This is a genomic window from Flavobacterium sp. (genome assembly GCF_013823965.1).
GTDB lineage: Bacteria > Bacteroidota > Bacteroidia > Flavobacteriales > Flavobacteriaceae > Flavobacterium.
This window is the reverse complement of sequence record NZ_PNNA01000055.1, coordinates 18,591-30,357: the sequence shown is the minus strand read 5'-3', so window position 1 is coordinate 30,357 and position 11,767 is coordinate 18,591. Positions and strand designations below refer to the sequence as shown.

Below are 11,767 nucleotides of genomic sequence, written 5' to 3'. Positions count from 1 at the left end.
ACAGATACTGGTTTTCAATAGTATTGATTTTTATCAAACCATAAAAAGAGGACAACCAAAACTGGAAGTCCTCTTTTTTGTTTTTGCTTCACATTCTGGAACAACAAAACATCATAATACCCATGAGGAGATGTAAATTATTTATTTTTTTAAATAATGAAGGCAAAAAGGGACTTCGGAAATTGTTAAAAAAAGATTTGATGGTTGTGACTATTAAAAAGGCTTGGCAGCGAATTCAACGAGTTTGTCAATAATGGCAACAATTTAACCCTACTTTGAAAGTAGGAGCAAACCATGTCTTTTCGTTTTTACACGAAATTGTTGAATTAATTTGAATTTCCATCAAATTTGTGATAAAAATCATAATTATTTCAAAAAAACTATAGTAACTTTACTAAGCTAAACTTAAATATTAGTCTTATGAAAAAGAATAGTTCATTAATAGTTGTTATGGTTTTAATGTTTTTTGCCAGTCACCAAATCACTGCCCAAGAAAATAATAATTGGATAGCCCCAGCGCATTCAGACAGCGTAAAAAATCCATTTGTTGGTAATGCACGTGCAACTGCTGAAGGAAAGGAAATTTACAATCAAATGTGTGTTTTATGTCACGGTTTAAAAGGTAAAGGAAATGGTCAAGCTGGACTGAGCTTAGTGAAAAAACCCGCCAATTTTCTGGCGCTAAAAGTCATAAACCAAACTGATGGCAATATTTTTTGGAAGATAACAAACGGAAAAGCTCCAATGGCATCCTATGAAGAGTTGTTGACGGATGATCAACGTTGGAAATTAGTAAATTATATTAGAGAACTAGAAATAAATAAAATAAAAAAATAAAGCAAAGCCATCAGGTTTTGGAAAGCAAGAAACCCTAAAACTTTAATCAAAAGGTTTTAGGGTTTTATGTTTATAACAAAAAAATCGCTTCCAAGTTTTATTTTGAAAGCGATTTTAAAAGTGATTTAAGAAAAGTTTTAGCTGTTTCCTTTTTGATAATCAGCTAAAAATGTAGCCAATCCTATATCTGTAAGAGGATGTTTCAATAAACCTTCTATAGCGCTCAAAGGACCTGTGATGACATCGGCGCCTATTTTTGCACAATTTATGATGTGCATCACGTGACGCACTGAAGCAGCCAAAATCTGTGTTTCGTAACCATAATTGTCATAAATCAATCTGATTTCTTCAATCAAAGCCATTCCATCCGTGGAAATATCATCTAGTCTTCCGATGAAAGGCGAAACATAAGTAGCTCCGGCTTTTGCGGCCAAAAGCGCTTGACCTGCCGAAAATACCAAAGTACAATTGGTTCTTATTCCTTTATCCGAAAAGTATTTTATGGCTTTTATTCCTTCTTTGATCATTGGAATTTTTACCACGATTTGCGGATGCAAAGCGGCTAATTTTTCCCCTTCGGCAATCATTCCTGCCAAGTCTGTCGAAATTACTTCGGCACTTACGTCACCGTCTACCAAATCACATATTTTTACGTAATGTGCTATAATATTTTCCGCACCCGTGATTCCTTCCTTTGCCATAAGCGATGGATTGGTGGTTACGCCGTCCAGGATTCCTAGGTCATTGGCTTCTTTTATGTCTTTTAAATTAGCTGTGTCAATAAAAAATTTCATGTTTTATTTATTTAATGTTTATTTACTTTTTTTACTATATTTCAGGATTTCTTCACAAACATTTTCGCTTGTAAATCCAAATTTTTGATCCAAAACACTTGCCGGCGCCGAATAACCAAAATGATCCAAACCAATCACTTTTCCGCTATCGCCAATCAATCCTTCCAAGTTTACTGGAAGTCCGGCAGTTAGACCGAAAACCAATTTCCCTTTAGGAATAATGCTTTCTTGGTACTCTTTTGATTGTTGTTTGAACAATCCTTCAGAGATGATGGAAGCCACGTTTACTTTTAGGTTGTTTTCTTTTTCCAAAATCACGGCAGCATCCAAAAGTGTCGAAACTTCGGAACCATTTGCAAATAAAGTAATGTCGGCATTTGGAGTCGATTTTACTAAATAACCACCTTTTTTGGCGGCTGTTGCGTCTTGGTATCTTGAAGTTCCGGTTGCAGGAATGTCCTTGATGTTTTGTCTCGAAAGAATCAAGGCAGTTGGAGTAGTGGTGTTTTTCAACGCCATATCCCAAGCTACTGAAGTTTCGATGGCATCGGCAGGACGAAGTGCCAATAAACTTTGATGTCCTTTGTGGTTTTTGATTTTTTCCATCAAACGCATTTGGGCTTCTTGCTCAATCGGTTGGTGGGTTGGTCCGTCTTCGCCCACTCTAAATGAATCGTGAGTCAATACATATTTTACAGGCAATTCTTGAATGGCAGCCAAACGAATTGCTGGTTTCATATAATCTGAAAAAACGAAGAAAGTGGCCACTACTGGAACTACACCTCCGTGAAGGGCGATTCCGTTTGCGATGGCCGTCATTGTCAATTCGGCAACGCCGGCTTGCAAGAAGGCTCCGCTGAAATCATTTTTTTGCAAAACGGAAGATTTTTTCAAGAAACCATCCGTTTTGTCACTGTTTGATAAATCTGCCGAAGAAACGATTACGTTTTCCAGATTTTCTGCCAAATAACCCAAAACTGCCGAAGAAGCTTCTCTTGTGGCGACATTAGCTTTTTGAACCACTTGGCTTAAATCCAAGTCAGGAAGTACGCCAGACAAGAAGGAATCCATTTTTTGGGCTAAAGCTGGATTTTCTTTTTTCCAAGTGGCGATATGATTTTTTTTCTTTGCAGCAGCTTCTGTTTTGTGAGTCAATACTGTTGCATAATGTGCTTGAACTTCTTCGAAAATATCAAAAGAACTTTCTGGATTGGCACCCAAATTTATCAAGGTTTTGTTGAAATCAGCTTTGGTGTCGCCAATTGGTTTTCCGTGCAATTCACATTCGCCTTCATACATTTCGCCATTGGCCAAAACACAACCTTTGCCCATAATGGTTTTTCCGATAATCAAGGTAGGTTTTTCTGTTTCTGCATTGGCATCATCTAATGCTTTTCGGATTTTTTCGTGGTCGTGTCCATCAATAGTGATGACTTTCCATCCCCAAGCTTCATATTTCGCTGCCGTGTTTTCAGAAGTAACCTCGTCTGTCATGGACGAAAGTTGTACATCATTGGAATCATAAAACATGATAAAATTGTTCAAGCCCAAATGTCCTGCAATTCTACCAACTCCTTGCGAGATTTCCTCTTGAACACCTCCATCGGTTATGAAACCGTATATTTTATGGGTGAAAAGACCAGTGAATCTAGCATCCAAAAACTTGGCGGCAATGGCTGCTCCAACTCCCATGGCGTGTCCTTGTCCCAATGGTCCAGAAGTATTTTCAATTCCTCTAAGAACATCGACTTCAGGGTGTCCCGGAGTGATGGAACCCCATTGCCTGAAATTTTGTAAATCTTCTTTTTTGTAATTTCCCAACAAATTGTATTGGGCGTACATCAAGGCAGACAAGTGACCGGCATCCATAAAGAAACGATCCCTGAAAGGCCAATCCATTTCTGTTGGGTCAAAGTTTAAATATTCCGTATAAAGAATGTGCATAAAATCAGCACCTCCCATGGCGCCTCCAGGATGTCCAGAATTTGCTTTTTCTACCATCGAAATGGCCAAAGCCCTGATGTTGTCTGCGGCTAAATTGTCAATTTTTTTATTCATGTTTAAAGTGTAAAAATTAATTATGCTATTAAATTGTAATATATGTTAGTATTGTTATTTATCAACGGATTTAAGTTTGGGTAAATTATGTGATTTTTTATGACTACGCGTTTAAATTAGATATTTGTTTTCTAAACGCTAGTTTATTTGTGATTTGAAAAAAAAGACAAATAATAAGTGTAAAAAATACATTTACAAATGTAGAGATTTTTTTCAAAACAAATACTTTTATTTTTAATTTGTTATGATAGAAATGAATAGGGCAGCATTTTACAAAGAATTGCGCATAATTAAGGCGCATTTATTTTCTATTTGTTCTTTTTTTCCACCTAAAATCATTTGGGCCAGAATTTCTCCCATTGCTTTAAAATCAGTTGAAATCGTGGTAATTCCGTTTTCTACCACTTTTTTTAATGGGGTTTCGTTATAAGAAATGATGCCAAAATCACTGCCTAGTTTTAGGTTTTGGTACTTCGCTTGTTCAATCACTTGGACTAAATCCCGATCATTGGGAATAACATAGACTTCCCCTTTTTGTATTTCCCTGTTTTTGAACTCAGTGATGACTTCGTGGTCGAACGAGAATTCTTTGCAGAAATTTTCAAATCCAACTTTCATGCCCAATGGTTCCCTGAATCCAGGAAAAATCATTATTAATTTTTTGTATTTGCTTAATTTAGATTTTCCTTTAAATAAGTTCTCGGAGATGTCTTTTTTATGATTTTGATAAACTGCTGGAAAGGTTTTCAGTTCAGGATTTGTTTGATCTAAAATATAAACTTCATTTACTGGTAGGGTTTTTATAATTGACGCCGCTCCAACTAAATTGGCGGGCATAATAATATATTTGGTATAATTGCCATTGCTGTCATTGATTAGTTTTTGAAACACTTGGAGATTAAAATGATGAAAGAAAATATCCACTTGGACGCCTTTTCCAATGTTTTCCATAAAAGAATTATAGAGGTCTTCCTTGAAAATATTCAGCTCTTCAAAAAGTAAAAATATGCGTTGTTTTATTCGGACTTCCGTACTTTTTATATAGTATCCTTTTCCAAGAATAGCATAGATTATTCCTCTTTTTTTCAACTCTTCATAGGCTTGCAAAACAGTGTCCCGGGACAAAGAAAATTCCAAACAAATTTTATTGATGGAAGGTAATCGTTCGTCTTTTTTTAATTTTTCATGCTCAATGGCCTTCTCAATGGATAAAATTATCTGTTTGTATTTTGGAATTCCAATATTGTTTTCAATGGTGATTACTTTCATGAGTATCAAATTTTTGGCAAGATACAAAAAACTGGTAGGTACTGGTATGCTAATATTCCCTTTTTTTATATTTTTGGAAATAATAAACTAGTTTATTTTATCCCATGAAAAAAACAAAAAAATTATTCATCTTGCCATTGACACTTTTTTTGTCATTGATTTTTTCTTCGTGTACCAAAGCGCAAATCCCTGAGAAAGCGCCATCAATACCAACAAATTTTGTCTTTTCAAAAGGAGCTGACGTGGGTTGGTTGCCGCAAATGGAAGCTACGGGATATAAATTTTACGATGCTGACGGAACCCAAAAAGATTGTTTGCAACTGCTAAAAGACAGGGGAATGAATACCATTCGTCTTCGAGTTTGGGTAAATCCATCAAATGACAAGGCAAGTGGACATTGCAGCCCAGCCGAAACGGTGGAGATGGCTGTTCGTGCCCAAAAAATGGGAATGCGTATCATGATTGACTTTCACTACAGTGATACTTGGGCTGATCCCGGAAAACAAGCCAAACCGGCTGCTTGGGCAAATCATACTTTTCCAGAGTTGTTAAATGACGTTTACAAACATACTTATGATGTTTTGACCGCATTAAAATTGGCCGGAGTAACTCCAGAATGGGTGCAAGTGGGCAACGAAATTCCTGGTGGAATGTTGTGGCCGGAGGGAAGCACTTCGAATTGGACCCAATTGGCACAACTATTAAATAAAGGATATCAAGCTACAAAGGCCGTAACTCCTGCCATAAAAGTCATCGTGCATGTTGATGAAGGAAACAATAATGCCAAGTTCAGGTGGTTTTTTGACAATGCCAAAGCAAACAATGTCAAATATGACGTGATTGGACTTTCTTATTATCCGTATTGGATAAAAAGCGATTACATAACCACGATTGGTGATTTGGAAAACAATCTAAAAGATATGGCTTCAAGATACAACAAGGAAGTGATGGTAGTGGAAGTTGGCGGCGATTACACTTTGGTACAAAACACCAAAGACATGCTTGTGGCGGTTATTAAAGCGGTAAAAGCGGTGCCAAACAACAAAGGTCTTGGTGTCATTTATTGGGAACCGCAAGGTGAAAAAAGTTGGAGTGGTTACCAATTGAATGCTTGGCAATCCGATGGAAAACCTTCGCCGGCTTTGGATGCGTTTAAAAATTAATTGTAAAACAATACAATGACCGCAACATCCAAATAAGTAATGGAACAACATAATTTCAAAATGATGAATGATATTTTAATACATAAAACGACGGGCTTTTTTCAGGAATCTTTTGGCTCTAAACCTCAAAAAATAGTGCTTTCTCCTGGAAGAATAAACATTATTGGCGAACATGTCGATTACAACGATGGTTATGTTTTGCCGGCCGCAATCGACAAAATTATTTGTTTTGCATTCGAAAAGAACCATACCAATACTTCAAAAATTATTGCCATTGACCTTGATGATGCATTTGAAATCGATTTGAATGCCGAAATCCAGCTCACGGACAATGTTTGGACCAATTATCTTCGTGGCGTTATCAACCAATTGAAACTAAAAGGATTTGCATTCGAAGGTTTCAATTGTGTTTTTAGCAGCAATATTCCCGTAGGTTCCGGTTTGTCTTCATCGGCGGCCTTGGAGTGTGGATTTTTGTTTGGCATCAAGGAACTTTTCGACTTGAATATTAAACCGGTCGATATAGCCTTGATGGGACAAAGTGCCGAACATTGGGTGGGCATCAATTGTGGTATCATGGACCAGTTTTCGAGCGTGATGGGAAAAGAAGACAAAGTGATTAAAATTGATTGCCGAACATTGGAATATGAATACCATAATGCCAATTTCAGCGGATATTCCTTGATTTTGTTCGATTCGAACGTGAAACATTCCTTGATGACTTCGGCTTATAACGAAAGAAGACAGCAATGCGAGGAAGGAATCGCCACGATCATGAAAAATTATCCAAAAATTACCAGTTTTAGGGATTGCACCGAAAACCAAGTGATGAGTTTGAAAGACAAAATGAGCAAGGAAGTGTTCAAGCGAAGCCTTTTTGCGGTGAAAGAAATCAAACGCGTGATATTGGCCTGCGAAGCTTTGGATAATGGTGATATTGCTACTTTGGGTAAATTGATGTTCGAAACACATGAAGGTTTGTCGCAGGATTACGAAGTAAGTTGCGCCGAATTGGATATGATTGTGGATACGCTCAAAAAGGACGAAGCCGTGGTTGGTTCTCGAATGATGGGAGGCGGTTTTGGTGGTTGCACCATCAACCTAATCAAAAAAGGGAATGAAGACCGAATCAAAAAATCACTTTCTGCTCTTTACAAGGAAACTTTTGGAATAGAATTAAAAATTTATGATGTTAAAATATCAAATGGAACATCACTTTATACCGCTTAAAAAATGAAAAATTTTGATATCAACGAAGATCCGCACAGACGTTACAATCCGTTAATCAACGAATGGGTTTTGGTTTCACCCCATCGTGCCAAACGTCCGTGGCAAGGACAAAACGAGACCGTGGCTTCCAATGCTTTGCCGGAATATGACCCGACTTGTTATTTGTGTCCAGGAAATGTTCGTGCCAATGGAGAAAAAAATCCACCTTATGAAAACGCTTTTGTTTTCGAAAATGATTTTGCCGCTTTGAAACAGGAAGAAATTGCTTTTGAAGAGGATATAAAAGACACTTTTTTCAAGGCAAAACCCGAAAGAGGAATTTCAAGAGTGGTTTGCTTTTCGCCAAGACACGATTTGACTTTGCCACAAATGGAAGTTGCCGGAATTGAAAACATCGTGCATACTTGGCAAAAAGAATACACGGATTTAGGCAACGTGAATTACATCAATCACGTGCAAATTTTCGAAAATAAAGGAAGTGTGATGGGATGCAGCAATCCGCATCCACACGGGCAAATTTGGGCGCAATCGTCATTGCCAACAGAAGTGGAGAAAACTCAAACCAACCTGAAAGCTTATTATGACAAGCACAATAGAACGCTTTTGCAAGATTACGTGCAGCAAGAATTAAAATTGCAAGAACGTATTGTTGTCGAAAACGAGCATTTTGTGGCCTTGGTACCTTTTTGGGCGATTTGGCCATTCGAAACAATGATTGTCAGCAAAAGAAACGTGAACAAAATTACCGATTTCACGGAAGCCGAGGTGAGTGATTTTGCGTTGACATTAAAACAATTGACGACAAAATATGACAATGTTTTTGAAACTTCGTTCCCATATTCTTCAGGAATCCATCAATCGCCAACCGATGGGGAATCGCATCCGGAATGGCATTTTCACATGCATTTTTATCCGCCGTTGTTGCGTTCGGCTACCGTGAAAAAATTTATGGTGGGTTACGAAATGATGGGCGAATCCCAAAGAGACATCACGCCCGAAAAAAGTGCGGAAGTCTTGAGGGCGCAATCGGATGTTCATTACAAAAACAAGCTGTAAATGAAGATAGTAGTTATTTTAGCTAGTTTTTTTTCTGTATTTTCTATGGGGATTATTAAAGCCCAAGAAAAATCAAAAACTAACGATTGGGAAAATCCGGCAATATTTCAAATTAATAGAGAATCTGCTAGAGCAGCATTTTTACCTTATGCCGACGATGCGTCTGCCATTGCAGATGATTATACTCGGTCGCCTTGGTTTTTGACTTTGGATGGAAATTGGAAATTTAATTGGTCACCTACCCCCGATGAAAGACCAAAAGATTTTTTTAAAACAGATTTTAATACCACCAATTGGAAAGAAATTTCGGTGCCTTCCAACTGGGAGCTGCAAGGCTATGGAATTCCTATTTACACGAACATAACGTATCCTTTTGTTAAAAATCCGCCATTTATTGACCACGCCGATAATCCTGTGGGTTCCTATTTACGTACTTTCGAATTACCTCAGAATTGGAATGGGCGTCGCGTTTATCTCCATTTTGAAGCAGGAACTTCGGCGATGTACATTTGGATTAACGGAGAAAAAGTGGGCTATAGTGAAAATACAAAAAGTCCAACAGAATTTGATATTACCAAGTATGTAAAAGCTGGTAAAAACAGGGTTGCCGTTGAGGTGTATCGTTGGAGCGATGGTTCTTACTTGGAAGATCAGGATTTTTGGCGATTGTCAGGTATTGACAGAGCTGTTTATCTTTATAGCACCGAAAATGTGCGTATTGCCGATTTTTTTGCACGTCCTGATCTTGATGCTTTCTATAAAAACGGAAGTTTGTCGGTTGATGTTAAACTCAAAAACCTGAACACGGTTTCGAAAAACAACCAAACGATAGAAGCTAAATTAGTGGATGCTACCGGCAAAGAAATTTTTACGAAAACTTTAAAAATCAGTTTAGGAGCCAATGCTGACCAATCGGTTGCGTTTAAACAAAATGTTGCCGCACCTAAATTATGGAGTAATGAAACACCTTATTTATATATTTTATTGCTCAAACTAAAAGATGAAAACGGAAAGTTCATTGAAACGGTTTCTACTCCAATTGGTTTTAGAAAAGTAGAATTGAAAAACGGACAATTGTTGGTTAACGGAATCCGAATTATGGTTCACGGTGTCAATATTCACGAACACAATCCTAAAACTGGCCATTACCAAGATGTGGAAACGATGTTGAAAGACATCAAAACAATGAAGCAGCTGAACATCAATGCCGTACGCTGTAGTCATTATCCAAACAATTTGATGTGGGTAAAACTGTGCAACAAATATGGCTTGTTCCTTGTGGATGAAGCCAATATAGAATCCCACGGAATGGGAGCAGAATTACAAGGTGGGTTCGACAAAACGAAACATCCTGCTTATCTTCCGGAATGGGAAGCGGCTCATTTGGATCGAATTTATAGCTTGGTGGAGCGTGACAAAAACCAACCTTCAGTTATTTTATGGTCTTTGGGAAATGAATGTGGCAATGGCCCCGTTTTTCAAGAGGCTTATAAATGGATAAAAAAGAGGGATAATTCGCGTTTGGTTCAATTTGAGCAAGCAGGTGAAACAGAAAATACCGATGTGGTTTGCCCGATGTATCCCGGTATTAATTATATGAAGGATTATGCCAAACGCAAGGATGTAAAACGTCCGTTTATTATGTGTGAATACTCACACGCGATGGGAAACAGCAATGGTAATTTTCAAGAATATTGGGATATTATTCGCAGCAGTCCCAATATGCAAGGTGGGTTCATCTGGGATTGGGTAGATCAAGGATTTGAAATGACCGATGAAGTAGGCCGAAAATATTGGTCTTACGGAGGCGATATGGGAAGTCAAAATTATACCAATGATGAAAATTTCTGTCATAATGGATTGGTTTGGCCCGATCGCACGCCTCATCCAGGGGCTTTTGAAGTAAAAAAAGTGTATCAGGATATTTTATTTTCAGCTGTTGATTTAAGAAAAGGACTCATTCAGGTAGAAAATGGATTTGGCTATACCAATTTGGATAAATATCTTTTCAAATACGAAGTTTTAAAAAATGGATTGGTTGTTAAATCTGGCACTATTAATTTGAGCCTTGCTCCACAATCCAAAAAACAAGTTCAGCTTGAATTGCCAAAATTGTCTACTGAAAATGGTGTAGAATATTTACTGAATATTTTTGCTTATACCAAAGAGGGTAACGAAGTTTTGCCTCAAAATTTTGAAGTTGCCAGAGAACAATTTTCTATTGGAGAAAGTAACTATTTTGTAAAATCTAGCGATTCTGGTGCAAAACCTATAGTTGGTGAAACGAAAGATTTTATAACACTCACGGCAGCTGGCGTTGAAGTGTCAATCAGTAAAAGAACTGGTTTGATGCAACAATATAAAGCCAAGGGCGAAAGTTATTTTAATTTGATGCCGGTTCCTAATTTTTGGCGAGCACCAACTGATAATGATTTTGGAAACAACATGCACTTGATAAGTAATGTTTGGAGAACCGTGGGAAGATATAATACTTCTCTAATATCTATTGCCGTGAAAGAGGAATCAGGAAAGACAACCGTAGTGGCTAATCTTTACCTGAAAGATGTCGCTTCGACCTATACGATTAGTTATACCTTAGGTTCTGATGGAAGTTTGACTTTGTTGAATTCATTCAAAGCAGGAGAAATTGCTTTGTCTGAAATGCCTCGCTTAGGGATGCTGTTCAGCCTGAAAAAAGATTTGGACAATTTCAGTTATTACGGAAGAGGTCCGTGGGAAAATTATCAAGATAGGAATACCTCTTCACTGAAAGGAATTTATCATAGTAAGGTAGAGAGTCAATACGTTCCTTATTCGCGACCACAAGAAAACGGTTATAAGACAGATGTTCGCTGGTTGTCGCTTACAAATAAGCAGGGCAATGGAATTGAAATTGAAGGATTACAGCCCTTGGGAGTAAGCGTTTTAAATAATTATCCTGAAGATTTTGATCCAGGTTTGACCAAAAAATACCGACATACCAATGATATTACGCCGCGCAATGAAGTAGTGGTTTGCGTAGATTTAGCCCAAAGAGGCGTTGGTGGCGACAACAGTTGGGGAGCGCTGCCGCACGAATCTTATTTGCTGAAAGACAAAGAATATACTTATGGTTTTGTTATCAAGCCTAAATAAGGAATAAGTATATTTTATGTAAACCAGCCATAAATGGACATGTTTTTGGATTCTTTTTTTACGATTTAACTTGCAACAAAATAATAAATGTAAAAAACACATTTGTAAATGATGTAAATAAATATTTTTATTTTACATTTGGCTTTCATAATTCATAAAAAAAATAAAAAATAAAAACACATATCACATTTAATGTCGAGTCCTATAATGAAATTGCATAGTTTC

General features: G+C 37.3%; 8 protein-coding genes. 5 read left to right on the top strand and 3 right to left on the bottom strand.

Translation table 11 applies throughout. The annotated features are described in order from the left end of the window. Positions 1-420: 420 nt before the first annotated feature. Positions 421-837 (top strand): cytochrome c, encoded by a 417-nt coding sequence (locus tag C0430_RS06160; RefSeq protein WP_290866698.1) that lies wholly within the window; start codon positions 421-423, stop codon positions 835-837. Positions 838-974: 137 nt separating this feature from the next. Here C0430_RS06160 and fsa read toward each other — a convergent pair whose 3' ends face one another. From fsa to C0430_RS06145, 3 genes are all read right to left on the bottom strand, one after another. Continuing rightward, on the bottom strand, positions 975-1,631 hold the full coding sequence (fsa, locus tag C0430_RS06155) for a fructose-6-phosphate aldolase (protein ID WP_290866695.1): 657 nt from the start codon (positions 1,629-1,631) through the stop codon (positions 975-977). A gap of 18 nt (positions 1,632-1,649) precedes the next feature. Then, positions 1,650-3,689, bottom strand: coding sequence for a transketolase (locus tag C0430_RS06150; RefSeq protein ID WP_290866692.1), 2,040 nt, complete (start codon positions 3,687-3,689; stop codon positions 1,650-1,652). A gap of 270 nt (positions 3,690-3,959) precedes the next feature. Next, positions 3,960-4,958, bottom strand: coding sequence for a GntR family transcriptional regulator (locus tag C0430_RS06145; RefSeq protein ID WP_290866688.1), 999 nt, complete (start codon positions 4,956-4,958; stop codon positions 3,960-3,962). Positions 4,959-5,062: 104 nt separating this feature from the next. On the opposite strand from C0430_RS06145, the gene C0430_RS06140 reads away from it, so the two are divergent. The 4 genes from C0430_RS06140 (at position 5,063) to C0430_RS06125 (ending at position 11,542) form a co-directional block, all read left to right on the top strand. Then, positions 5,063-6,121 (top strand): arabinogalactan endo-1,4-beta-galactosidase, encoded by a 1,059-nt coding sequence (locus C0430_RS06140; protein ID WP_290866685.1) that lies wholly within the window; start codon positions 5,063-5,065, stop codon positions 6,119-6,121. Between the two features lie 63 nt (positions 6,122-6,184). Then, complete coding sequence (galK, locus tag C0430_RS06135; RefSeq protein WP_290866942.1) at positions 6,185-7,351, top strand: galactokinase; 1,167 nt, start codon at positions 6,185-6,187, stop codon at positions 7,349-7,351. A 3-nt stretch (positions 7,352-7,354) separates the two neighbouring features. Continuing rightward, positions 7,355-8,407 (top strand): UDP-glucose--hexose-1-phosphate uridylyltransferase, encoded by a 1,053-nt coding sequence (locus C0430_RS06130; protein ID WP_290866681.1) that lies wholly within the window; start codon positions 7,355-7,357, stop codon positions 8,405-8,407. Then, positions 8,408-11,542 carry a glycoside hydrolase family 2 TIM barrel-domain containing protein gene (locus tag C0430_RS06125; protein ID WP_290866678.1) on the top strand — a complete coding sequence of 1,045 codons (3,135 nt, stop codon included), beginning with the start codon at positions 8,408-8,410 and terminating at the stop codon, positions 11,540-11,542. Positions 11,543-11,767 lie beyond the last annotated feature (225 nt).

Excerpts from the sequence above, each read along its gene's own strand:
- galK (WP_290866942.1), top strand. The coding sequence starts at position 6,185 with ATGAATGATATTTTAATACATAAAACGACGGGCTTTTTTCAGGAATCT.
- C0430_RS06145 (WP_290866688.1), bottom strand. The coding sequence starts at position 4,958 with ATGAAAGTAATCACCATTGAAAACAATATTGGAATTCCAAAATACAAA.
- C0430_RS06125 (WP_290866678.1), top strand. The coding sequence starts at position 8,408 with ATGAAGATAGTAGTTATTTTAGCTAGTTTTTTTTCTGTATTTTCTATG.
- C0430_RS06160 (WP_290866698.1), top strand. The coding sequence starts at position 421 with ATGAAAAAGAATAGTTCATTAATAGTTGTTATGGTTTTAATGTTTTTT.
- C0430_RS06150 (WP_290866692.1), bottom strand. The coding sequence starts at position 3,689 with ATGAATAAAAAAATTGACAATTTAGCCGCAGACAACATCAGGGCTTTG.
- C0430_RS06140 (WP_290866685.1), top strand. The coding sequence starts at position 5,063 with ATGAAAAAAACAAAAAAATTATTCATCTTGCCATTGACACTTTTTTTG.
- fsa (WP_290866695.1), bottom strand. The coding sequence starts at position 1,631 with ATGAAATTTTTTATTGACACAGCTAATTTAAAAGACATAAAAGAAGCC.
- C0430_RS06130 (WP_290866681.1), top strand. The coding sequence starts at position 7,355 with ATGAAAAATTTTGATATCAACGAAGATCCGCACAGACGTTACAATCCG.